This window comes from Pseudomonas sp. BN415 (assembly GCF_029871195.1).
GTDB classification, from domain to species: Bacteria; Pseudomonadota; Gammaproteobacteria; order Pseudomonadales; family Pseudomonadaceae; genus Metapseudomonas; species Metapseudomonas resinovorans.
In genome coordinates this window covers 120,534-142,204 of the sequence record NZ_SSOK01000004.1, presented here as the reverse complement: position 1 = coordinate 142,204, position 21,671 = coordinate 120,534, and the positions used below count along the sequence as shown (strand labels likewise).

The window sequence follows — 21,671 nt, the reverse complement described above, 5'->3', positions numbered from 1 at the left end:
CCCAGCGGTATGGACAAGGACAATCTGACACTGCGTTACTTCGACGCGGAAATGCGCTACCTGCGCGAGGCCGGACAGGAGTTCGCCGAGGCCTACCCCGACCGAGCGGCGCAGCTCAACCTGGATCGCCCGGGCGCGCGCGACCCCTACGTCGAGCGCCTGTTCGAAGGTTTCGCCTTTCTCATGGGGCGCCTGCGGGAGAAACTGGACGACGATCTTCCGGAGCTGACCGAGGGACTGGTCAGCCTGCTCTGGCCGCATTACCTGCGGACGATTCCCTCGCTGTCGATCGTCGAACTGGCGCCCGACCTGCAGCAGATGAAGCGCAGCGAGCGGGTCGAGCGAGGCCTCGAGGTGCTGTCACAGCCTGTGGGGCCGCAGCGTACGCGCTGCCGCTACACCACCACCCAGGACCTGACCCTGCAGCCGCTGGCGGTGGAGTCCCTGCGCCTGGCCTACGAGCCCGATGGGCGTCCGCTGCTGCGCTTGCGCTTCGCCTGTGGCTCGCTGACCGAGTGGCCACAGGTGGACCTGAGCCGGTTGCCGCTGTACCTGAATGCCGAGGCATCCGTGGCCAGCGCGCTGCACCTGGCGTTGACCCGCCAGGTGCATGCCCTCTACGTGCGCCTGCCCGGCCAGTCGGAGCGCACGCCCTTGTCAGGGCATTTCGCTGCCCGGGGATTCGCCGAGGAGGACCGTCTCTGGCCCAAGGGTGACAGCGCCTTCAGCGGCTACCAGTTGCTGCTTGAGTACTTCAGCTTTCGCGAGAAGTTCATGTTCGTCACCGTGCATGGCCTGGAGCAACTGAACGTGCCGGAAGGGGCGCCCTGGTTCGAGCTGGAGGTGGTGCTGGCCGAGGGCTGGCCCCACGACTTCGAGCCGCGCGCCGAGCACATCCGCCTGCATGCCGTGCCGGTAATCAACCTGTTCGCGCTGGAGGCCGACCCGCTGCGCCTCGACCCCTTGCAGAGCGAATACCTGTTGCGTCCGATGCGCTTGCAGGACGGCCACACGGAGATCTACTCGGTGGACCAGGTCACCGCTTCGAAGAACGCCGAGCGCGAGGATTACGTCCCCTTCACCAGCTTTCGCCACAAGGGCGGCATGCTCCGTGACGACGCCCCGGAGCGCTACTTCCACACCCGCCTCAAGCGTGGCGCCAACGGCCTGCACGACACCTGGCTGATCCTGGGCGGCGAGGGCTTCGACGCCGACCGCCTGGTGCGGGGCGAGAACCTGTCGCTGCGGCTCACCGGCACCAATGGCCAGCTTCCCCGCAAGGCCCTACAGAGCACGTTGCTTGACAGCCTGGTGCAGTCCACCCAGACCGGCCTGCGGGTGCGCAACCTGTGCGCACCGACCTTGCCTTGCTACCCGCCGAACCGCGACCGTTTCCACTGGCGGGTGCTCAGCCACCTGGGCTCGAACTTCCTCCCCATGCTGGACAACGCCGAGGTGCTGCGCGGCACCCTGGCGCTTTACGACTGGACCAGCAGCGAACTGAACCGGCGTCGCCTGGAGGCCATAGTCGACGTGCGCCATCACCTGATCCAGCGCTTCGAGAAGGGCTTCCTCCTGCGCGGCGTCGACATCGAGGTGACGCTGGATGCCAACGGCTTTTCCGGGGAGGGCGACATCGGCCTGTTCGGTGAAATGCTCAGCCGCTTCTTCGCCCTCTATGCCGACGTCCACCTGTTCAACCAGCTCACGCTGATCCTGCAACCCACCGGAAAGTGCCTGCGATGGAACGAGAACCACAGTCAGCGTATTCCCGGCTGAGCGCCAGCGGCCTGCTGCAGGCGCTCGAAGGTCGCGTCGCCGAGGCGAGCCTCTACCGCTTCTGCCAGCTGCTGGAGCAGGCCCAGCCTGACCGGCCGCCCCTGGGCAGCACCGCACGGACTTCGGATGACCCGGTGCGTTTCCGCCCGGATCCCGGCATGGGGTTTCCCGCCGGCGAGCTGAAGGCCATCGAGTTCGACGAGCGTTGCCCCTCGGGGCCGGCGACGGTGCGTACGCGGCTGCTCGGGCTCTACGGCGTAGACTCGCCCCTGCCGACCGCCTACCTCGACGACATCGCCCAGCGTCGCGAAGGGCACGAGGCCCTGGAGGCCTTTCTCGATATCTTCAACCACCGGATATTCACCCAGTTCTATCGAATCTGGCGCAAGTACTCCTATCCGGCGACCTTCGAGCGCGGTGGCACGGACGCGACCTCCCAGTGCCTGTTGGGGCTAATCGGACTGGGCATTCCCGGTACCGCCCGGCATGTCGCGACGCCGATTTCCCGCTTCCTCGCGCTGCTCAGCGTCATGCGCCTGCCAACGCGCAACGCCGAGGGCGTGACGGCACTGGTGACGCTGCTGGCGCCTCGCACCCGCGCCACGGTGACGCCGCACTGGCCGCAGCGGGTGCTACTGGCGCAACCGGCCAGCCTGTCGTCCCGCCGCCCGGTGAACCTGTCCCAGGGCACGCCCCTGGGCAGTGTCGGCCTCGATGCCAACAGTCAGTTGCACCTGGCGTTGTACACCGAGGATCCGCAGGAGGCGCTGGGTTGGCTGCCTGGCGCTCGCCTGCACGGCGACCTGCTGGCGCTGCTGCGGGTCTACCTCGGCTGGCGCTGCACGGCGTGCCTGGAGCTGACCTTGCCGACGCGCTGCCTGCCGCGCCCGGTGCTGGGCCAGGCGACGCTGCTGCTCGGCATGACCGGCCTGCTGGGTCTGGGCAGCAGCCGGCGGGCGGATGAGCAGTGCACCGTCAGCATTCCGCTGGGCCGTTACCAGGGCCTGCTGAGCAACCCCCAAGCACGAGAGACAGAACATGTCGTGTACCCTTTCTAGAACTTTGCTGCCGGCCCTGCTGGCCACCCTGCTGGCTGGCTGCGGTCTGTACCAGAGTGTCGGCGACTCGTCGGCGGCCCTCGCGAGGTCGATCTTCTACAAGCCGGTAAAGACCCTGCACCTGGACTTCAGCGGCCGCGCCGCGATGAACACCGACAGCCTCGACATGACCGGGCTGTCGGTGCCCACCCTGGTGCGCATCTACGCCCTGCGCGACGACAAGGCCTTCCGCCAGGCGTCCTACGACCAGTTGGTGGACGACAGCCGTGAGGTGCTGGGGGCGGACCTGCTGGATGAGCGGGCGGTGCTGATCCTGCCTGATGAGGGGGGGCAGCTCAGCGTGCCGCTGGACCAGGCGGCGCGGGTGGTCGCCGTGGCCGCGTTGTTCCGTAAGCCGGATACCCTGACCGACTCCTGGCGCCTGGTGCTGACCCGCGACGAGCTTGACCCGGACCAGCCGCGGGTGGTCGAGCTGGCGGACAACCGCGTGACCCTTCGCGCGCTGCCCGAGGAGTGACCGATGACCGAGCAGGCACCTTCGCTATACGAGACGCTGCTGCAGAACTTCGCCGGCGAGCTGGAACTGCATCGGGTGCGTGAAGAGGATCAGCTTATGCTCTCGGTGCTGGATAACCTCCAGCGCATCCTCGACAGTCGCGCCGGCTCGCTCGATCACCTGCCCGACTTCGGCCTGCCGGACCTCGGCCAGGTGCTTCAGGGGTTGCCCGCGGCAGCCCACGGCCTGATCGGCACCCTCACCCACACGCTGCTCAAGTACGAGCCACGCCTGGCTGAGCTGCAAGTCCGGTTGCTGCCTCAGTCGCAGCCGGGGCAACTGGAGTACAGCCTCGATATCCGGCTGAAAAGCGGGAGGCAGGCGACCTTCGGCACCACCCTGGTGCCATCGGGCAAGGCGCTGATGCGCCACCTCAGGCAGCAGAACCATCTGTAGACAGGAAAGTGAACAGCATGAATGGACGCATTGGACGGGTTGGAGACGAGCACGGCGACCTCGCGGCGCTCTATGAAGAACTGGCCAAGCTGCATCATCCGGCCTGCCCGGATATCGATTGGCGCAAGGTCGAGCAATGGTGCCGGGAACTGCTTCGCGACAATGGCAGCGACCTGCAGATCGCCGCCTTCCTGGCGTTGGCGCTGGCCCAGCGCTATGGCCTGCCGGGCCTGGCCGAAGGCATGACCGTGCTCACCCAGCTGCTGTCGGGGGCCTGGGATCGGCTGTGGCCTCGCAACGCGACGGAGCGCACGGACATCCTCGCCTGGCTGTTCGTACAGCTCCAGCCGCTGTTGCGCGGGGTCACTGTCGATGAACGGGGCGCCGCGACTATCCGCAGCCTGGAGGCCGACCTGGAGGCCATGCAGGCGCTGTTGAAGCACTATCGCCTGCCGACGATGACGGCGATGCGGGCCTTCACCCAGCAGGTCGACTTGCTGGTTGCTCGACTGGATGACATACCGGTGCCGCCGGCTCCTGGCCTTCGCCCGGGGGGTGCGGATATGCCCGAGCCGCCGCTCCGGGTCTTCATCTCGGTTCCCGAGGCCGGGCCGGTGGCGCCGCGGGTTTATGTGGAGCGGCAACCGGCCGAGCCGACGCATCGGCGTCGGGGTGGCTTCACACTCTGGGGGCTGGTCGGGGGCGTCGTGCTGACGTTGTCCTGCGGCCTGGCCTGGCACTACTGGCAGCAACGTCAGGAGCAGGCCCGGGTGGCGACCGAGCCGATCCAGCTGGACAGCCTCCAACTGTTCAGGTCCGGCAGCGCGGAACTGAAAGCGGACTCGACCAAACTGCTGATCAATGCGCTTGCCAGCGTCAAGGCGCAGCCCGGCTGGCTGATCGTTATTACCGGCCACTCCGACGCCACCGGCGATGAGCCGCGCAACCTGGCGCTGGCACAGGCCAGGGCCGAAGCGGTGCGTGAGTGGATGAAGGACATGGGCGATGTCCCGGACGACTGCTTCGCCGTTCGCGGCCAGGGTTCGAGCCAGCCCATCGCGGACAACGCCAGCGAAGCGGGGCGCGCGGCCAACCGCCGCGTCGACATCAGCCTGGTGCCGGAGCCGGGCGCCTGCCAGGCCCATCACTGACGAGAACGGGCGCGTTTCTGGTTGAGGGCGCCGGCCTGACGTGTGCCCATCCTCTGCGTTGGTCGGGTAACTAGGCGGATTCATTTGATAAGCATTATCATCTAGGCTTTTCCTCCCTTGCCCAGCCACCATGACCGACCCTTCCTTCCCGGCCCCGCCTTTACCGGACGTTGCCGCGTCCGCCGAGTCGGCCTGCGGGGAGGATTTCCTGCGGACCTTCCTGGCCCGCCGGCAACAGATGGAAGCGGTAGTCCGCCGCAAGGTGGGTTGCCGGGCCACGGCAGCAGACCTGGTTCAGGACCTGTTCCTGCGCTTCTGGCGTCGGCCTGATACGCCGGTGGAGGACCTGGGCAGCTACCTGCTGCGTAGCGCCCACAATATGGCAATCGACCATATGCGCAGCGAGGGTTCGCGCAGCCGCGCCGAGAACGCGCTGTTGCCAGAGCAACACCTAGCCGAGCCCGCTTCGCCCGAGGCTGCCCTGCAAGCCGGCAGCGAGCTGCGCCATGTCGAGGCGGCCCTGCGCGGGCTGCCGGAGCGGACGCGGCAGATCTTCCTGCTCAACCGCATTCATGGCCGTACCTACGGCGAGATCGCCCGCGCCATGGAGCTGACCCAGAGCGCGGTGGAAAAACATATGATGCGCGCCCTGGATGCCTGCAAGGCGAGCCTTACCGAGGCAGCACAGGCGCGTCACAGCAGCCGGAGCGCCAAGCCATGAGCCTCAAACCACCGCCGTTGCGGACCGTCGAGGGCCGACGCGAGTCCGACCTGGATCAGGTCGCCTGGCTCTGGCTCGGACGTTTACAGGGGCAGCCGGCGCCAGCCCTGCGCGAGGCGTTCGAGGCGTGGCTCTACGCAGCGCCCGAGCATGTCGACGCTTACACCCGTGCCGAGGATCTCTGGCGGATGACCCAGCCCGGCGCCTCGCGCCTGGCGGTCGAGGAATCCGATCAACTGGATGCGTTGCTGGCGCGTATGGACGCCCCGCCGCGTCGTCGCGCTGGCCGCTGGGGCGCCGTCCTGGCCATGGCCGCGAGTCTGTTGCTGGTGGTCTGGGCGGGGGGGTGGCATCCCCTGGATCGGCTGGACGACCTCGGCGCCGACCACGTAACGGCCGCCGGCGAGGTACGCGACGTCACCCTGGCCGACGGTTCGGTGCTCACCCTGGATGCCGACAGCGCGGTGGCCATCCACTACGGCGCCCAGGTCCGCGAGGTGGAACTGCGTCGTGGGGCGGCTTTCTTCAGCGTCACGCCGGGGCAGGTTCCCTTCGTGGTCACGGCTAATGGCGGCGAGGCGCGCGTGCTCGGTACCCGTTTCGAAGTGCGCCTGCGACCGGCCGGTGCGCGGGTGACGGTGGAACAGGGCCGCGTCGGCGTGCGCGCCCATCCCGGCGACGTGCAGCAGGTGCTGGGCGCTGGCCAGCAAGTGCACTTCGCGGATAGCCGGACCGGTACCGTGGAGGCGGTGGACGCGCCGGCGCAGCTGTCCTGGCGCGAAGGTCGCCTGACCTTCTACCGCGCACCCTTGGGCGAAGTGCTGGTCGAGCTGGATCGTTACTACCCCGGTCGCATCGTCCTGCTCGACCGCGATCTGGCCAGCCAGCGCATCAGCGGCAGTTTCCCCAGCAATGATCCGGCGGCCGTCCTTGCCTCGCTGCAAGCGGTGGTGGGGTTCAAGCAGGATGAGTTGCTGGGGCGGGTGATGATCCTGCGCTGAGGCCTTTGCTTCCACGGAAACCTTGTAGGCGCGAATTTATTGGCTATGTCTGCATTACGTGTTGTAGGCAGCTGCATTGCCCGTAGGAGCTGGCTCTTGGCTCGATGGTAAATCTCTCGCAACAGCTAACGCAGGCAGAGCGAACTCATTCGCCAAGCAGGCTACAAGCCGGCCCTGGAAGGCAACAGGGGCCAGTTGCGAATGAACGAGGTGTACCCGGGCTCCCCGAAACTTTTTCACGTTGTCACTGAGGTACTTCATGGCGGCATCCGTGTAGTGCTTGTAATGCGAGTTATTCGCAAACAAGAAGCCAATACGCCAAGGGTGAACGACCTCATGAAGTACGGGACAACGCGGGTGCAGGGTGGTGGGCTCAGGGGCCTGGGGATGGCCTTTCTGCTGGTGGCGGGGGCGTTGCTGCCGCTGGCGGCGGGCGTGGCCCAGGCGGCCTCGGCCCAGGCCAGCGCAATGGCCTATGACTTCGCAATTCCCGCCCAGCCTCTGCCCCAGGCACTGAATGCCTTCAGCCGCGTCACCGGCCTCAGCGTGGTCTACACCGTCGATGCGCCATATGGCTTTACTGCCCCGGCGGTGAATGGCCGCATGGGCGCGAACGAAGCCCTTGGCCGGCTGCTTGCCGGTTCCGGTTTCACCTGGCGCCAGGCGGGCGCCGGCACCCTGACCCTGGAGCCGAGCGGCAACGATGGCGCATTGAAACTGGATGCGGTGAACATCGACTCGCGCCTGAGCCGGGTGGAGAGCTACCAGCCGCCGCCCGAGACCTCGATCATGCGTTCCGAGACGCCGCTGCTGGAAATTCCCCAGGCCGTTGCGGTGGTGCCCAGCCAGGTGCTTGAGGACCAGCAACCGCAGAACCTCGACGATGCCCTGTTCAACGTCAGCGGCATCACCCAGGCCAACACCCTCGGCGGCACCCTGGATGCGGTGATGAAACGCGGCTTCGGCGACAACCGCGACGGCTCGATCCTGCGCGACGGCATGCGCACCATCCAGGGCCGCAACCTCACTGCCACGGCCGACCGCGTCGAAGTGCTCAAGGGGCCGGCCTCCATGCTCTACGGCATTCTCGATCCGGGCGGGGTGATCAACGTCATCAGCAAGAAACCGCAGCTTACGGCCTACCACGCCATCACCGGTCGTGCGTCCACCTATGGCGACGGCAAGAACGGCAGTGGTGGCCAGCTCGATGTCACCGGCCCGCTGGGTGAAACCGGCCTGGCCTACCGCCTGGTCGCCGACTATGACGATGCCGATTACTGGCGCAACTTCGGCCACAGCCGCGAGAAAACCATCGCACCGTCCTTCGCCTGGTTCGGCGAGGACACCACGATCAATCTCAGCTACGAGCATCGCGAGTACCGCGTGCCGTTCGACCGCGGCACGGTGTTCGTCAACGGCAAGCCCCTGTCGATTCCTGCCGAGCGCCGTCTGGATGAGCCCTACAACATCACCGAGGGCCGCTCGGACCTGACCATCTTCGATGTTGCGCACCGCCTGAATGACGACTGGAACGCGCATTTCGCCTACAGCTACAACCGCGACACCTACGACGACTACCAGGCGCGGGTGACCCGGGTGAACAACGACGGCACCGTAACCCGCCGCCTCGACGGCACCCGCGGCGCCGTCAGCACCGAGCACTTCGCCACCTTCGACCTGGACGGCAAGATCGAGCTTGGCGGCATGCAACATGACCTGCTGATGGGCGTGGACCACGAGTACCGCAAGTTCTTTCGCGAGGACCTCATCCGCCAGACCACCCGTCAGCGGCTGAACTACAACGCGCCGGTCTACGGCCAGGTTCCGGTGCCCACTACCGTGGTCGCCAGCGACAGCGACCAGACCGACCGCATCGAAACCCAGTCGGCGTTCATCCAGGATTCGCTGCATCTGACCGATCGCTGGATATTCGTCGCCGGTGCCCGTTACCAGCTCTATGACCAGCTTGCCGGACGCGGCCGCCCGTTCGTGAAAAACACCGATATCAACGGCCAGACCTGGGTGCCGCGCGCCGGGCTGGTCTACAAGTGGAACGATTCGCTGTCGTTCTACGGTGGCTACAGCGAGTCCTTCAAGCCCAACTCGACCATCGCCCCGCTCACCGGCAATGCCTCCATCAACGGTCTCGATCCCGAGGAGGGCAGGAGCTGGGAGATCGGCGCCAAGCTGGACCTGCCGGGGCGCATCACTGGCACCCTGGCGCTGTTCGACATCGACAAGTCCAACGTGCTGGTGACCCAGAGCATCGACGGCATCGCCTATGCCACTGCCGCCGGCGAGGTGCGCTCGCGCGGGCTGGAACTGGACCTCACCGGCCAGCTCACCGACGAGCTCAGCCTGATCGGCAGCTTCGCGCTCATCGATGCCGAAGTGACCCAGGACCCGGTGCTGGAAGGCAATCGCCTGCAGAACGTCGCCCGCCACACCGGCTCGCTGTTGGCGGTGTATGACTTCGGCCCGCTGTTCGATGGCGACCGCCTGCGTGCCGGCGTCGGCGCGCGTTACGTGGGTAAACGCGCGGGCGATGCGGAGAACACCTTCGACCTGGATGCCTATACCGTGGCCGATGCCTTCGCCAGCTACGAAACACCGCTGGGCGAAAACCGCCTCAAGGTGCAGTTGAACGTGAAGAACCTGTTCGACAAGACCTACTACAGCTCGGCGGTGAACAACCTCAATGTCTCCATCGGCGATCCGCGCCAGGTGCAGGTGGCGACCACGCTGGAGTTCTGATCGCGCTGGGTTCTTTCCGTACGGTGGAAATCGCGCTTCATTTCCACCGTCGGGTGTTCGGGTCGGCTCCGAATGGTGGGTCGGTGGAGCGTGACCCACCAACCGAGGCAATCGTTAACTTCGCCGTAACGATCCCCACGCGGGCTTGATTGATGACCCACCGGTCGCGCTCCTAATGTGCGCTCCACGACAGCGGAACCCGTGGAGCCACCATGACAACAAGACCCTCCCCCCCGCCGCAATGGTCGCGCCGGCGCACTGAAAAGCAGCGTCGTCTCGACCAGGTTCGCCACCTCGCCGATGGCGTCGTGCTGCCCAGCGAACGGATCGTCGAAGCCCTCGAAGCATTGATCGCCCCCGGCGACCGCGTGGTGCTCGAAGGCAACAACCAGAAGCAGGCGGATTTCCTTTCCCGCTCCCTGGCCAAGGCCGATCCCGGCCGTCTGCACGACCTGCACATGATCATGCCCAGCGTCAGCCGCGCCGAGCACCTCGATCTCTATGAACGCGGCATCGCCCGCAAGCTCGATTTCTCCTTCGCTGGCCCGCAGAGCCTGCGCATCGGCCAGCTGCTGGAAGACGGCCTGCTGGAAGTGGGCGCCATCCATACCTACATCGAGCTCTACTCGCGCCTGCTGGTGGACCTGATCCCGAACGTCGCCCTGGTGGCCGGATTCATGGCCGACCGCGACGGCAACATCTACACCGGCCCCAGCACCGAAGACACCCCCGCCCTGGTCGAGCCCACCGCGTTCAGCGACGGCATCGTCATCGTCCAGGTCAACGAGCTGGTGGACGACGTGCGCGACCTGCCGCGCGTGGACATTCCCGCGTCCTGGGTCGACTTCGTGGTGGTCGCCGACAAGCCCTTCTACATCGAGCCGCTGTTCACCCGCGACCCGCGCCACATCAAGCCGGTGCACGTGCTGATGGCGATGATGGCGATCCGTGGCATCTACGAGAAGCACAAGGTCCAGTCGCTCAACCACGGCATCGGCTTCAACACCGCCGCCATCGAGCTGATCCTGCCCACCTACGGCGAATCCCTCGGCCTGAAGGGCAAGATCTGCCGCAACTGGACGCTCAACCCGCACCCGACGCTGATCCCCGCCATCGAGACCGGCTGGGTGGAAAGCGTGCACTGCTTCGGTACCGAACTGGGCATGGAGGACTACATCGCCCAGCGCCCGGACGTGTTTTTCACCGGACGCGACGGCTCCATGCGCTCGAACCGGATGATGTGCCAACTGGCCGGACAATACGCGGTGGACCTGTTCATCGGCGCCACCTTGCAAGTGGATGGCGATGGTCATTCCTCCACCGTCACCCGGGGTCGCCTGGCCGGTTTCGGTGGCGCGCCGAACATGGGCCACGACCCGCGCGGCCGTCGTCACGCCACGCCCGCCTGGCTCGACATGACTGAGCCGGTGACGATGCTCGAGCGCGGCAAGAAGCTGGTCGTCCAGATGGTCGAGACCTTCCAGGAAGGCGGCAAACCCACCTTCGTCGAGACGCTGGACGCCGTCGAGGTGGCGAAGAAGGCCGGCATGCCGCTGGCACCCGTGATGATCTACGGCGACGACGTCACCCACCTGCTCACCGAGGAGGGCATCGCCTACCTCTATAAGGCGCGCAGCCTGGAAGAGCGCCGCGCGATGATCGCGGCGGTCGCCGGCGTTACCGCCATCGGCCTGCGCCATGACCCGAAAGAGACCCTGCGCATGCGTCGCGAAGGGCTGATCGCATTGCCGGAAGACCTCGGCATCCGTCGTACACAAGCCACGCGGGAACTGCTGGCGGCGAAAAGCATCGCCGAACTGGTGGAGTGGTCCGGCGGCCTTTACAACCCCCCGGCCAAGTTCAGGAGTTGGTGATGAGCGCACTGATTGCACGCAATGCCGACCTGCCGCTGGCCGATTGGCTAGCGGATCTGGCGGTGGACGCACTGATCGACGAAGCCGACCTCTCGCCCAAGCCGGCGCTGGTTGACCGCCGCGGCAGCGGCGCCCACAGCGACCTTCACCTGGGCCTGATGCATGCCTCTGCGTTGTCTCTCTGGCCCTGCTTCAAGCAGATGGCCGAGGCGGCGCTGGAGCATGGCGAAGTCGGCCAGCCGCTGCGCGAAGCCCTGGGCCGCATCGGCCGCGAAGGCGAAGCGGCGATGCTCGTCACCACCGACGGGGTGAATACCCATCGCGGCGCGATCTGGGCCCTGGGCCTGCTGGTGGCGGCGCTGGCGCTGAAACCCGCTAGCCGCGACGCCCACGCCATCGCCCTGCGCGCAGCGCGCATCGCCCTCATCGACGACCGCGCCGCGCCGCTCAACGATAGCCACGGTGCCCAGGTCGCCCGCCGCTACGGTGCCCGTGGTGCGCGGGAAGAAGCCCAACTCGGCTTCCCTACCGTGATCGAACAGGGCCTGCCGCAACTGGCCCGCAGCCGCGCAGCGGGCGCCGGCGAGCAGAACGCCCGCCTCGATGCGCTGCTGGCGATCATGACTACCCTGGCTGACACCTGCGTGCTCTGGCGGGCCGGCCTGGAAGGTCTTGCCGCCATGCAGCAGGGCGCACGTGCCGTGCTCGACGCCGGTGGCAGCGCCAGCCTTGCCGGCCGTCGCCAACTGCGCGCGCTGGACGCCCGCCTGCTGCAACTCAATGCCTCGCCGGGTGGGGCCGCCGACCTGTTGGCCGCCTGCCTGTTCCTCGATAAAGCCGGGAGCCTGTGACCATGGAAACCCTGACCTTCCAATTTCCCGCCGGCCAGCCGGCCCGGGGCCGCGCCCTGGTGGGTTGCGTCGGCTCCGGCGACCTCGAAGTGCTGCTGGAGCCCGGCCGCGCCGGCATCTTGTCGATCCAGGTCGTGACCTCGGTGAATGGCAGCGGCCCACGTTGGCAGCAACTGTTCCAGCGCCTCTTCGACGGCCAATCGCTGCCGGCCCTGAACATCGACATCCACGACTTCGGCGCCACGCCCGGCGTGGTGCGTCTGCGCCTGGAGCAGGGGCTGGAGGCCCTTTCTTCTCAAAAGGAGCCCGCACATGACTGATATCGCACGCCTGCTCGAAGCACGCAGCTTCGTCGAACTGGGCGCCCGCCAGCGTGCCCGCGAGCTGCTGGATGCCGGCAGCTTCCGCGAACTCATCGGCCCCTTCGACCGGGTCATTTCCCCCTGGCTGCCGCAGCAGGGCATCGTGCCCCAGGCCGACGACGGCGTGGTGGTGGCCAAGGGCAGCATCAATGGCCAGCCGGCGCTGATCGCCGCCATCGAAGGCGCCTTCCAGGGCGGCAGCATGGGTGAAGTCGGTGGTGCCAAGATCGCCGGTGCGCTGGAACTGGCGGCTGAAGACAACCGTAGGGGCATCCCGACCTGCGCCGTGCTGCTGCTGGAGACCGGCGGCGTGCGCCTGCAGGAAGCCAATCTGGGCCTCGCCGCCATTGCGGAAATCCAGGCGGCCATCGTCGAGCTGCGCCAGTACCAGCCGGTGATCGGTCTGGTTGCAGGTCCAGTGGGTTGCTTCGGCGGCATGTCCATCGCCGCCGGCCTGTGCAGCCACCTGGTCGCCACCCGCGAAGCGCGCCTGGGGCTCAACGGCCCGCAGGTGATCGAGCAGGAGGCGGGCATCGACGAGTACGACTCCCGCGACCGTCCCTTTATCTGGAGCCTCACCGGTGGCGAGCAGCGCATGGCCAGCGGCCTGGTGGACGCCTATGTCGCTGACGACATCGACGCCATCCGCGAAACCCTGCAAGCGTTGCTCGTGCAACCGGAACAGGGCCTGCCGCGCAGCCGCCGACATTCCTGGTTCCTGGAGCGCCTGGCGCAACTGGGGGACGAATGCGAACAACTGGACGCCGCCGCTGTGCGTGCCCTTTATCAAGGAGACCGGACATGAGCCGCGGACTGAACTGGCTGCAAGGCCTTGCCGGCGGCAAAACCCTGCAAGGCTTTCCGGCTTCGGTAAAGGTGGTCGATGGCGAGCTGGGCAACCGCGCCGCACGCTTCATCGCCGTTGTGCCCGACCCGCACAACCCATTTCCCCGCGCCCGCAATGGCGAGGTCGGCCTGCTGGAAGGCTGGGGCTTGGCCAAAGCGGTCGATGAGGCCATCGAGGCTGATCGCGACGGTGCCAAGCGCGTGCTCGTGGCCCTGGTGGATGTACCCAGCCAGGCCTATGGCCGTCGCGAAGAAGCCTTGGGTATCCACCAGGCCCTGGCCGGCGCGGTAGACGCCTATGCCCGCGCCCGCCTTGCCGGACACCCGGTGATCAGCCTGCTGGTGGGCAAGGCCATGTCCGGTGCCTTCCTCGCCCATGGCTACCAGGCCCAGCGCCTGATCGCCCTGGATGACAGCGGCGTGATGGTCCACGCCATGGGCAAGGCCGCCGCCGCACGCATCACCCTGCGTAGCGTGGAGGAGCTGGAAGTGCTGGCCGCGAAAGTGCCGCCGATGGCCTACGACCTTCAGAACTATGCGTCCCTCGGATTGCTGTGGGAGCGGGTTGCCGTAGGCGATGCGCAGCAGCCGAACGAAACCGATATCGGCCGGGTGCGTGACGTACTGGTGCGCGCGGTGGAGGATATCGGCAGCAGCACGGACCTGAGTGGCCGGCAGGGTGCGGAAAACCGTGTGGCGTCTTCGAGAGTCAGGGAGATGTTAAGGGTGCAGTGGTAGAGCCCCTCACCCCCGGCCCCTCTCCCTCAGAGAGAGGGGCCGGGGGTGAGGGGGAGTCCCGAGCCGCCGAACTTCAAGGAGCCACGAATGAACAAGACTCCAAAACCCCACGACCTGCTCTGGGGCATGACATCCGACCAGCTCCCCGCTGATGCTCCTGCCTGGGCGCAGCAGGCCCTGGCCGCCGGCCATCCCGTGGTGGTGCGCCGTGCTGTTTGCGCGGACGGTCGGGTTGCCGTCGGCATCCGTGGCACCAGCCGTGAGCAGCGCCTTGCTGCTGTCATGCCGGTCCATGCCATCCAGCGTCTGCTCAGCCCCGAACAACTGCGGTCTCGTGCTGCGGCCGATTTCCCGGCGCTGCGGGCGCTGGAAGCCGTTGCCCCGATCCTGACCGCCACCAGCTTGCCCTGGGGCCCGACCGGTGGCGTCGGCTTCCAGCTCGCCACCGGCATTGCCGTGCTGCACGAGGCCAGCGACCTCGACCTGATCCTGCGTACGACGAACCCTTTCAGCCGCCAGCACGCCCGCGAGCTGCTGGCGGCACTGGCCGACGCGCCGTGCCGCATCGACCTGCAACTGGAAACCCCCAATGGCGCAGTGGCCTTGCGCGAATGGGCCGGCGAGGCGCGTCGCGTGCTGCTGAAATGCGCCGAAGGGGCCTGCCTTGTGGAGAACCCCTGGCACGTCCTGGAGCATGCTGCGTGAGCAGCCTGTTCGCCTTTCCCGGCCAGGGCGCGCAGCAGGTGGGCATGCTCCATCAGCTGCCGGCGGAAACCGCCGTCGTCCTGGAGCAAGCCAGCGCTGCCTTGGGCAAAAACGTGCTGGCGCTGGATTCGGCGGAGGCGCTGCAATCCACCCGAGCCGTGCAACTCTGTCTGCTGGTGGCCGGTGTCGCCTGCGCACGGCTGCTGATGGCGCGCAGCCCGGCGCCGGACTATGTGGCTGGGCTCTCCATCGGTGCTTATGCGGCAGCGGTGATCGCCGGTTCGCTGGACTTCGCCGATGCCGTGCGCCTGGTGGCCCTGCGCGGGGAGCTGATGCAGCAGGCGTATCCGCAGGGCTATGGCATGACCGCCATCCTCGGGCTCGATCAGGCCACCGTGGAGCGTCTGTTGGCTGACGCGCCAGGGCCGGTCTACCTCGCCAATATCAATGCCGACAACCAGCTGGTGATCGCCGGCAGCGATGCCGCCATGGCCGCCGTCGCCGAGCGTGCCCGGGTGCTCGGAGCCGGTGCGGCGAAGCGTTTGGCGATGAGCGTGCCCTCCCATTGCGAACTGCTGGAGCAACCCGCTCGCGAGCTGGCCGACGCCTTTGCCGGGGTGGAACTGCGCCGCCCGGCGATCCGCTACCTGAGCGGCAGCACGGCACGGCCGATCTTCGATCCGGAGCGCCTGCGCGACGACCTCGCCTTCAACATGTGCCGTGTCATCGACTGGCACGCCACCCTGCGCACCGCGTACGAGCGCGGCGTGCGCCTGCACATCGAACTGCCGCCCGGCGCCGTGCTCAGCGGCCTGGCGCGGCGGGTTTTCGACCAAGGTACGGTGATCGCCTTCCAGGGCGCCCGTCTGGATACGCTGGACGCCTTGCTGCGTGAGGAGGTAAGCCGGACCCGATAACCGCCGTGCCCTGCGAAAGACAACTAGGCGCTCTTGGGCCTAGGCGTTCTCGGCCTCCTGACGGCTGGACTAATAGAGTGTCAATTCTATTTCGGTCCTGTACACGGCAAAGGTAGTCACCATGCAGGCCTGGCCATTGAGCCTCAAGGTGCCGTTGGAGAGTTTCCCGGCCAAATCTGCAAGTGCTTCCCTCAGCCACTTGCGATGGGCCCCGATGGCGGCGCCGGATGCCAGTCCCGACAGAAGGCTCAGCATCTCGCTGTTGCATGCTCTATGGCTTTCGATGGCCTGCTGCACAACATCCACCGTCATCTCGTTGAAACTGTGCGTTCTGTTTGCAAAAACCTCGACGTATCGCCCCCAGAGAGATCTCATGACCAGATAAAGGGCTTCCTGTTCCACATTTTCAAGATACATATCACTTCTCCGGTGGCAGTCCATTCAAGTACAGGTTGTCCAGTATCAGCTCCTGCAGTTGTTCCTCGTTGATGCCAAATGTCGTTATCAGATTGAGCGCGCGAAAGTTATCATCTGCCGTCAGATGGGCAATTATTCGCCGTTCCTTGTCATCAATTATCAAGTAGGCCTGGCCGCCGGGTATCTTCAAGACTTTCGTGCGGCGCCCTTTCACAGTGGCTCGCCAGGTATTGTGGATGTCCTCGAGCGCAATATCGCTCAAGCCAAGTTCGGGCGTGGGTTTCTCCAGCCTTAGTAAAAGCCTGGGGAACTTGCGCATATCGATCTCATAGCCGAATTCGGGATTGCGGATGGCAGACATGGAGATCCATCGCTGCAATTCCTTGTCTCTTCGGTTAAACACCAGTGAAATACCATTTCTTTCAGAACCCATGATCGTGACGCCCCGCAGTGCATCGGTGGGTATCTGAATTGAATACGGTCTGATCAGTAGATCGGTATATGCACCTTCGTTCACGTCTGTCGGATTTAAGGCACATCCGCTCAGTGTAAGGGCAAGTGCCATGAAAAACAGGTGGCGTATGGGCTTCATATCTTTCTCCGAATTAATGGTCGATGTGAAGTTTAACTATCCAATGCGGGATAAGTTGAGAAAAGTTCAGATTAGTTGCGTTGGAAAGTTCGAAAAATTACGTGGAATCAACCAGGATATGGCGCGGAAAAGTCCCGCGATGGCTGAGTTTGTGGTCGGCGGCCGGTAGCGCGCTGGGCGATCAGACAGGCCGAAGTATTTTGTTCAGCCCTCGTTGCGCAGGCTGTACATGCGGCACTCGGCGATCAGCGCGAGCAGGTTCGGGTCGCGCTCGCGGGCTTTCAGGAAGACCACGCCGATGTGTTGCAGCAGGCGATAGCGCGCCTGCAGGCGGATCAGCTTCACCCGGTTTTCGTAGACCGCCGCGATGCGCCCGGGCAGCAGCGCGTAGCCGACCCCGGAGCTGACCATGCTGAGCAGGGTGAAGATGTCGTTCACCTGCATCGCCACCTTGGGCTCGAAGCCGGCCTGCTGGAACACCCTCGCGCCGTCGCGGTGGGTGGCGAAACCCTGGGTCAGGGTGATGAACGTGGAGTCGGCGAGGTCCGCCAGGTCGACTTCGTCCTGGTCGGCGAAGGGCGAATCAGTCGGGACGGCGAGGAAGATGTCGTCGGAGAACAACGGCAGTTGCTCGCAATCGGGGTCGTTCACGCTGTCATCCAGGGAGACCAGGATGGCGTCCAGTTCCATGTTCTTCAGGCGGTAGAGCAGGTCGACGTTGGAGCCCAGGGTGAGGTCGATGTTCAGCTCGCTACGTCGCAGCTTCAGGCCCATGACCAGCTGCGGCACGGTCTTCACGGTCAGCGAATAGAGCGCGCCGAGCTTGAAGCGTTCGGCAGAGAAGCCGGCCGCCTCGCGGGTCAGACGGACCATCTCGACGGCGTCCTGGATCAGCTTCTGCGCTTTCTCCTCCAGCACATAGGCGCTCTCCAGCGGCGTCAGGTTGCGGCCTTCATGCTTGAACAGCGGGCAGCGCAGGGCGCTTTCCAGCGAGTGGATGGCGCGGTGCACGCTGACGTTGCTGGTGTTCAGTTCCGCTGCCGCACGCGACAGGTTGCCGCTGCGCATGAAGGCGAGAAAGGTCTCCAGCTTCTTCAGGGTCAGTTCTTCGTCGATCTGCATGGCGTCCGGCTGCCGTCCGTAGGAAGGGTTGAGCAACGCGATACCCATCAAGCCCGCCGATGGGTATCGCTCCGCTCAACCCATCCTACAGGGGCGTCGCTGAGGCGCCGAGGCGACCTTTAGTGAATAAGCTAATAATGCATAAGCAAATGAATTCTTATTCCTTAACAGATATATGGCTAGCACCTAGACTGCCCAGCATCGAAATTCAGCAAGGAGGGCTCGCCATGCGCAGCCAGGCCATTCGCTACCTGATCCTGCCGGGCTGGCAGGGCTCCCCCGACGAGCATTGGCAAAGTCACTGGCAACGCAGCCTGCCCAATGCCAGTCGGGTCGAGCAGGCCGACTGGAACAACCCGGACCGTGCGTCCTGGGTGGCGGCGCTGGAGCGCGCCATCGACGCCGAACGCACTCCGGTGATCCTCATCGCCCACAGCCTGGGCTGCGTGACTGTGGCGCACTGGGCTGCGCAGTCCGATCCGGATGTGCTGCGTCGCGTGCGCGGCGCCCTGCTGGTCGCGCCGGCGGACGTGCAGCGTCCCGGTTGCCCGGACGCGCTCAAGGGCTTCGCGCCTATCCCGCGTGACCTGCTGCCCTTCCCCAGCCTGCTGGTGGGTTCGGACAACGACCCTGCGGCCAGCCCCGCGCGAGCCCTGGAAATGGCCCGTGACTGGGGCTCGGAAGCCGCGATCCTCACCGGCGCCGGGCACATCAATGTGAAATCCGGGCATCACCGTTGGGAACAAGGCTTCGCCCATCTCTATCGCTTGCAAGCGCGCGTCGAGCAATCGTCCAGAAAACGCGCCTGATCCAATCCAATTCAGCAATACGTCGGGGCCCGCTGCATCGCAGCCTGGGCCCGGCGGGAGATTTCGCCATGAGCAAGGAAAAACCCGGTCAACCGCTGCTGACCTTCGCCGATGCCGACCGCAGCCCCCTCAGCATCCGCGCCCGTGCGCTGGTGTTCGTCGACGCGCGATCGCGGCGGTTGCGCGAGGAAGTCGAGCAGCTCGCTCCGAGCACCCTGCCCGTGCTGATCCAGGGTGAAACCGGCACCGGCAAGGAATTGCTGGCCCGGCAGATCCATCGTTCCAGCGACCGTCCCGGCCTGTTCGTGGCGGTGAGCTGCAGCGCCATCAGCAAGGCCTACGCAGAGGCCGAACTCTTCGGTCACACGGCCGGCGCTTACAGCGGCTCGGCCAGCAGCCGCGCCGGCTGGTTCGGTTCGGCCAATGGCGGAACGCTTTACCTGGATGAGATTGGCGACCTGCCATTGCCCCTGCAGACCAAGCTGTTGGCGGCACTGGAAAGCCGCGAGGTTATCCGCGTTGGCGCCCACCAGCCGACCCCGGTGGACGCGCGTCTGGTAGCCGCCACCAGCATCGACCTGGCCAAGGCGGTGCGCGTCGGCAAGTTCAATGCGCGGCTCTATCAGTACCTGGACGAGGGACGGGTGGAGCTGCCGCCATTACGTGAACGGCCGGACGATATTCTGCCGTTGGCCGAGTATTTCCTCGGCATCTACGCGCAGCGCCTGGATCTGTCATTGCCGCTGATCAGCCCGGCCGCCCAGGCTGCGCTGGAAGCTTACCCCTGGCCGGGCAATACCCGTGAGCTGGAGAACAGCGTGCACTTCGCCCTCCTGGTCAGCGAAGGTGAGGAAATCCTGCCGCAGCACCTCAACCTGCCGCCCTTGCCGGGCTATGCCCAGCTTGCCGTGCAGCTGCGACGGCTGGCGGCCAACGACGAAGAGCGCGACCACCTGCGCCAGCTCTTTGCCGAAGTGCTGGCCGGGTAGCCGCGCTACATCGGTGCATGATTCGGGGCTTCGTAGAACCCCGTCGGTGGATGCGAAGGGCGACATCCACCCTACGCACGGATTGAGCTTTTCGTAGGCTGGACCACGCTTCATCGGTCCACCGTTCGGGGTCGCGGGGGGCGCTACTGGTGCAGGTAGTAGAGCTTGTTGATGATGCACCAGCGACCGCCGATCTTCAGCAGCGAGAGGAAGTCGGTGAAGCGCATGTCGGCGTAGTCGTCGATTACCTTCGCCGAGGCGGCGTCGCCGGTGATGTCCAGCGCCTGGATAGTCCAGACGGGCGTTTCGCCTTCAGCCAGCACCGGGCCGGCGTCGAGGATGGCGCCCGCGAAGTCGTCTACCGAGAGCCATTCGAGCTCGCCCTGAAAGTGGCCGATGATATGGCTCTGCGGGTGAAAGGCCCGGCGCAGGCGGTGTTCGTCGGCGAACACCATGCCTTCGACATAGTCACGCACGACGCGGTGGATGGCGTCTTGGTCAGTCTCGTGGGCAGTCATTTCCCGCGCTCCGTTGATATCGGCAAATCAGCCAAGCCGAATGCTAGTTCGCCCGGCGCGGCGCGAGCGATCCATTGCGAATAAGCGCGTGGGGAGTGCTTCCGAATCGATCTCCGCGCGCTCGTCAGTGAATCTGTCCGCTTTCCTTGAGCCGATCACGTACTGCGCGCAAGCGCGGCAGCGGAAGGCAGACGAGGATGGTCAGGGCCAGCACGCCCACACCCATCAGCGGCAGGCTGGACAGGCCCATGCTGGTGCTCAGCCACAGGCCACCGATGAAGGCGCCGCTGGCATTCCCCAGATTGAACGCGGCGTGGCTGAGGGTGGCGGCCAGGCTCGCCGATTCGCCAGCCTGTTCCACCAGCAGCAGTTGCAGAGGCGAGGAAATGGCAAAACTGGCCACGCCCCAGAGGAACAGGCAGCCCAGGGCGAGCGCCGGAATCTGCGCGAAGACGAACAGGCCCAACAGACACAATGTGCTCACCCCGAAGGCCATCGGCAGTGCGTAGCGGAAGCCTTTGTCGGCCAGGCGCCCCCCCAGCAGGTTGCCCACGGTGAGGCCGACGCCGAACAGCAGCAGGGCGAAGTTGGCGTGCTCCGGGGAGAAGCCGGATACGTCCCGCAGCAGCGGGCTGATGTAGGTGAACACGCCGAACAGCGCCACCGACGACAGGCTGCAGACGAACAGTGCGTGCAGCACCGGGCGCCGCAGGATGCCGTCCCAGGCGCCGGCCGCATTGGCCTGTGGCTTGGGCGTGGCGGGAAGCCAGAGGGCCTGGGCGAGCAGGGTGAGGAAACCGAGTGCCGCCACCACCATGAAGGTCACCCGCCAGCTGGTGGCCTGGCCCAGCCAGGCGCCGGCAGGAACGCCGAGCACGTTGGCGATGGTCAGGCCGCTGAGCACCAGGGCCATGGCCGAAGCCCGGCGGTGTGGGGGTGCCAGTTCGGCGGCGAGCAGGGTCGCGCAGCCAAAGAATCCGGCGTGGCTGAAGGCGGTGAACATGCGCATCGCCAACAGCCACTCGTAGTTCGGCGCCAGGGCGCAGCCGAGGTTGCCCAGGGCGTAGGCACCCATCAGCCAGAGCAGCGCCTGGCGGCGCGGCAGGCGGCCGAGCAGCGGGCCCAGCAATGGCGCACCGATCACCACCCCCATGGCGTAGGCGCTGACCAGCAAGCCGGCGTCGGAAAGGCTGACCTTGAGGTCGCTGGCCACTTCGGGCAGCAGGCCCATGATGATGAATTCGCTGCTGCCTACGACGAAGCCGCCCAGGGCGAGGGCCAACAGCGGCAGAGAGAGGAGGGTGCTCGGGTTCATGCGTGTTCCGGTGGCGGGGCTGTATTGCGAGGGGCGCGGATTCTACGCGCATTTCCTTGCAGGGGGCTTGTGGGGTGTGGGCCGCCGGTGGAGATGGACACTGTGGGGGCGAATTCATTCGCTATGCAGACCGCAGGTCTGCCCCTGGGGCTTCCAGAGGGGCAGCTGCGCTGCCCTTTGCGAATGAATTCGCCCCCACA

Annotated in this window: 22 protein-coding genes; 17 read left to right on the top strand and 5 right to left on the bottom strand. The window is 66.0% G+C overall.

Going from position 1 to position 21,671, the window contains the following annotated elements; genetic code table 11:
• The first annotated feature begins 9 nt into the window (after positions 1–9).
• The 15 genes from tssF to mdcH all read left to right on the top strand — a co-directional run bounded on the left by tssF (position 10) and on the right by mdcH (position 15,709).
• A complete protein-coding gene (gene tssF, locus E8F20_RS00880; protein WP_280282014.1) occupies positions 10–1,779 on the top strand; it encodes a type VI secretion system baseplate subunit TssF in 1,770 nt (589 codons plus the stop codon).
• The gene (gene tssG / locus E8F20_RS00875; protein WP_280282013.1) at positions 1,743–2,837 is read left to right on the top strand and encodes a type VI secretion system baseplate subunit TssG; all 1,095 of its coding nucleotides are present in this window, start codon (positions 1,743–1,745) and stop codon (positions 2,835–2,837) included. Before tssF ends, tssG begins: the two co-directional genes overlap by 37 nt.
• A complete protein-coding gene (gene tssJ / locus E8F20_RS00870; protein ID WP_280282012.1) occupies positions 2,818–3,354 on the top strand; it encodes a type VI secretion system lipoprotein TssJ in 537 nt (178 codons plus the stop codon). The genes tssG and tssJ overlap by 20 nt, the downstream gene beginning before the upstream one ends.
• A gap of 3 nt (positions 3,355–3,357) precedes the next feature.
• Complete coding sequence (tssE, locus tag E8F20_RS00865; protein ID WP_280282011.1) at positions 3,358–3,789, top strand: type VI secretion system baseplate subunit TssE; 432 nt, start codon at positions 3,358–3,360, stop codon at positions 3,787–3,789.
• 17 nt (positions 3,790–3,806) lie between these two features.
• Positions 3,807–4,940, top strand: coding sequence for a type VI secretion system ImpA family N-terminal domain-containing protein (locus E8F20_RS00860; protein WP_280282010.1), 1,134 nt, complete (start codon positions 3,807–3,809; stop codon positions 4,938–4,940).
• Positions 4,941–5,070: 130 nt separating this feature from the next.
• Positions 5,071–5,661 carry an RNA polymerase sigma factor gene (locus E8F20_RS00855; protein WP_280282009.1) on the top strand — a complete coding sequence of 197 codons (591 nt, stop codon included), beginning with the start codon at positions 5,071–5,073 and terminating at the stop codon, positions 5,659–5,661.
• Positions 5,658–6,662 carry a FecR family protein gene (locus tag E8F20_RS00850; protein ID WP_280282008.1) on the top strand — a complete coding sequence of 335 codons (1,005 nt, stop codon included), beginning with the start codon at positions 5,658–5,660 and terminating at the stop codon, positions 6,660–6,662. The genes E8F20_RS00855 and E8F20_RS00850 overlap by 4 nt, the downstream gene beginning before the upstream one ends.
• 336 nt (positions 6,663–6,998) lie before the next feature.
• Positions 6,999–9,416 (top strand): TonB-dependent receptor, encoded by a 2,418-nt coding sequence (locus E8F20_RS00845; RefSeq protein WP_280282007.1) that lies wholly within the window; start codon positions 6,999–7,001, stop codon positions 9,414–9,416.
• Positions 9,417–9,628: 212 nt separating this feature from the next.
• Positions 9,629–11,290, top strand: coding sequence for a malonate decarboxylase subunit alpha (gene mdcA, locus E8F20_RS00840; protein WP_280282006.1), 1,662 nt, complete (start codon positions 9,629–9,631; stop codon positions 11,288–11,290).
• A complete protein-coding gene (locus E8F20_RS00835) occupies positions 11,290–12,141 on the top strand; it encodes a triphosphoribosyl-dephospho-CoA synthase (protein ID WP_280282005.1) in 852 nt (283 codons plus the stop codon). The genes mdcA and E8F20_RS00835 overlap by 1 nt, the downstream gene beginning before the upstream one ends.
• A 2-nt stretch (positions 12,142–12,143) precedes the next feature.
• Positions 12,144–12,461 carry a malonate decarboxylase subunit delta gene (locus E8F20_RS00830; RefSeq protein WP_280282004.1) on the top strand — a complete coding sequence of 106 codons (318 nt, stop codon included), beginning with the start codon at positions 12,144–12,146 and terminating at the stop codon, positions 12,459–12,461.
• The gene (locus E8F20_RS00825) at positions 12,454–13,308 is read left to right on the top strand and encodes a biotin-independent malonate decarboxylase subunit beta (RefSeq protein ID WP_280282003.1); all 855 of its coding nucleotides are present in this window, start codon (positions 12,454–12,456) and stop codon (positions 13,306–13,308) included. Before E8F20_RS00830 ends, E8F20_RS00825 begins: the two co-directional genes overlap by 8 nt.
• Positions 13,305–14,087 carry a biotin-independent malonate decarboxylase subunit gamma gene (mdcE, locus tag E8F20_RS00820; RefSeq protein WP_280282002.1) on the top strand — a complete coding sequence of 261 codons (783 nt, stop codon included), beginning with the start codon at positions 13,305–13,307 and terminating at the stop codon, positions 14,085–14,087. Before E8F20_RS00825 ends, mdcE begins: the two co-directional genes overlap by 4 nt.
• A gap of 87 nt (positions 14,088–14,174) precedes the next feature.
• Positions 14,175–14,792 carry a malonate decarboxylase holo-ACP synthase gene (locus E8F20_RS00815; RefSeq protein ID WP_280282001.1) on the top strand — a complete coding sequence of 206 codons (618 nt, stop codon included), beginning with the start codon at positions 14,175–14,177 and terminating at the stop codon, positions 14,790–14,792.
• Complete coding sequence (mdcH, locus tag E8F20_RS00810) at positions 14,789–15,709, top strand: malonate decarboxylase subunit epsilon (RefSeq protein WP_280282000.1); 921 nt, start codon at positions 14,789–14,791, stop codon at positions 15,707–15,709. The genes E8F20_RS00815 and mdcH overlap by 4 nt, the downstream gene beginning before the upstream one ends.
• A 69-nt stretch (positions 15,710–15,778) precedes the next feature.
• On the opposite strand, the gene E8F20_RS00805 is transcribed toward mdcH, so the two are convergent.
• The 3 genes from E8F20_RS00805 to E8F20_RS00795 all read right to left on the bottom strand — a co-directional run bounded on the left by E8F20_RS00805 (position 15,779) and on the right by E8F20_RS00795 (position 17,840).
• On the bottom strand, positions 15,779–16,126 hold the full coding sequence (locus tag E8F20_RS00805) for a hypothetical protein (RefSeq protein ID WP_280281999.1): 348 nt from the start codon (positions 16,124–16,126) through the stop codon (positions 15,779–15,781).
• Position 16,127: 1 nt separating this feature from the next.
• Entirely contained in the window at positions 16,128–16,718 is a 591-nt protein-coding gene (locus E8F20_RS00800) for a hypothetical protein (RefSeq protein WP_280281998.1), read from the bottom strand.
• A gap of 204 nt (positions 16,719–16,922) precedes the next feature.
• Entirely contained in the window at positions 16,923–17,840 is a 918-nt protein-coding gene (locus E8F20_RS00795; protein ID WP_028629122.1) for a LysR substrate-binding domain-containing protein, read from the bottom strand.
• A 227-nt stretch (positions 17,841–18,067) separates the two neighbouring features.
• On the opposite strand from E8F20_RS00795, the gene E8F20_RS00790 reads away from it, so the two are divergent.
• Together E8F20_RS00790 and E8F20_RS00785 are read left to right on the top strand one after the other, a co-directional pair.
• On the top strand, positions 18,068–18,649 hold the full coding sequence (locus E8F20_RS00790; protein WP_280281997.1) for an alpha/beta hydrolase: 582 nt from the start codon (positions 18,068–18,070) through the stop codon (positions 18,647–18,649).
• A gap of 68 nt (positions 18,650–18,717) precedes the next feature.
• Positions 18,718–19,638, top strand: coding sequence for a sigma 54-interacting transcriptional regulator (locus tag E8F20_RS00785; RefSeq protein ID WP_280281996.1), 921 nt, complete (start codon positions 18,718–18,720; stop codon positions 19,636–19,638).
• A gap of 143 nt (positions 19,639–19,781) precedes the next feature.
• Here E8F20_RS00785 and E8F20_RS00780 read toward each other — a convergent pair whose 3' ends face one another.
• Positions 19,782–20,156 carry a nuclear transport factor 2 family protein gene (locus E8F20_RS00780; RefSeq protein WP_280281995.1) on the bottom strand — a complete coding sequence of 125 codons (375 nt, stop codon included), beginning with the start codon at positions 20,154–20,156 and terminating at the stop codon, positions 19,782–19,784.
• A 124-nt stretch (positions 20,157–20,280) separates the two neighbouring features.
• On the bottom strand, positions 20,281–21,471 hold the full coding sequence (locus tag E8F20_RS00775) for an MFS transporter (protein WP_280281994.1): 1,191 nt from the start codon (positions 21,469–21,471) through the stop codon (positions 20,281–20,283).
• Positions 21,472–21,671: the final 200 nt, after the last annotated feature.

Excerpts from the sequence above, each read along its gene's own strand:
- E8F20_RS00775 (WP_280281994.1), bottom strand. The coding sequence starts at position 21,471 with ATGAACCCGAGCACCCTCCTCTCTCTGCCGCTGTTGGCCCTCGCCCTG.
- E8F20_RS00845 (WP_280282007.1), top strand. The coding sequence starts at position 6,999 with ATGAAGTACGGGACAACGCGGGTGCAGGGTGGTGGGCTCAGGGGCCTG.
- E8F20_RS00835 (WP_280282005.1), top strand. The coding sequence starts at position 11,290 with ATGAGCGCACTGATTGCACGCAATGCCGACCTGCCGCTGGCCGATTGG.
- tssG (WP_280282013.1), top strand. The coding sequence starts at position 1,743 with ATGGAACGAGAACCACAGTCAGCGTATTCCCGGCTGAGCGCCAGCGGC.
- E8F20_RS00795 (WP_028629122.1), bottom strand. The coding sequence starts at position 17,840 with ATGCAGATCGACGAAGAACTGACCCTGAAGAAGCTGGAGACCTTTCTC.
- E8F20_RS00860 (WP_280282010.1), top strand. The coding sequence starts at position 3,807 with ATGAATGGACGCATTGGACGGGTTGGAGACGAGCACGGCGACCTCGCG.
- E8F20_RS00850 (WP_280282008.1), top strand. The coding sequence starts at position 5,658 with ATGAGCCTCAAACCACCGCCGTTGCGGACCGTCGAGGGCCGACGCGAG.
- mdcE (WP_280282002.1), top strand. The coding sequence starts at position 13,305 with ATGAGCCGCGGACTGAACTGGCTGCAAGGCCTTGCCGGCGGCAAAACC.
- E8F20_RS00825 (WP_280282003.1), top strand. The coding sequence starts at position 12,454 with ATGACTGATATCGCACGCCTGCTCGAAGCACGCAGCTTCGTCGAACTG.
- E8F20_RS00855 (WP_280282009.1), top strand. The coding sequence starts at position 5,071 with ATGACCGACCCTTCCTTCCCGGCCCCGCCTTTACCGGACGTTGCCGCG.
- mdcA (WP_280282006.1), top strand. The coding sequence starts at position 9,629 with ATGACAACAAGACCCTCCCCCCCGCCGCAATGGTCGCGCCGGCGCACT.
- E8F20_RS00805 (WP_280281999.1), bottom strand. The coding sequence starts at position 16,126 with ATGTATCTTGAAAATGTGGAACAGGAAGCCCTTTATCTGGTCATGAGA.
- tssE (WP_280282011.1), top strand. The coding sequence starts at position 3,358 with ATGACCGAGCAGGCACCTTCGCTATACGAGACGCTGCTGCAGAACTTC.
- E8F20_RS00830 (WP_280282004.1), top strand. The coding sequence starts at position 12,144 with ATGGAAACCCTGACCTTCCAATTTCCCGCCGGCCAGCCGGCCCGGGGC.
- tssF (WP_280282014.1), top strand. The coding sequence starts at position 10 with ATGGACAAGGACAATCTGACACTGCGTTACTTCGACGCGGAAATGCGC.
- E8F20_RS00780 (WP_280281995.1), bottom strand. The coding sequence starts at position 20,156 with ATGACTGCCCACGAGACTGACCAAGACGCCATCCACCGCGTCGTGCGT.
- E8F20_RS00815 (WP_280282001.1), top strand. The coding sequence starts at position 14,175 with ATGAACAAGACTCCAAAACCCCACGACCTGCTCTGGGGCATGACATCC.
- E8F20_RS00800 (WP_280281998.1), bottom strand. The coding sequence starts at position 16,718 with ATGAAGCCCATACGCCACCTGTTTTTCATGGCACTTGCCCTTACACTG.
- E8F20_RS00790 (WP_280281997.1), top strand. The coding sequence starts at position 18,068 with ATGCGCAGCCAGGCCATTCGCTACCTGATCCTGCCGGGCTGGCAGGGC.
- tssJ (WP_280282012.1), top strand. The coding sequence starts at position 2,818 with ATGTCGTGTACCCTTTCTAGAACTTTGCTGCCGGCCCTGCTGGCCACC.
- E8F20_RS00785 (WP_280281996.1), top strand. The coding sequence starts at position 18,718 with ATGAGCAAGGAAAAACCCGGTCAACCGCTGCTGACCTTCGCCGATGCC.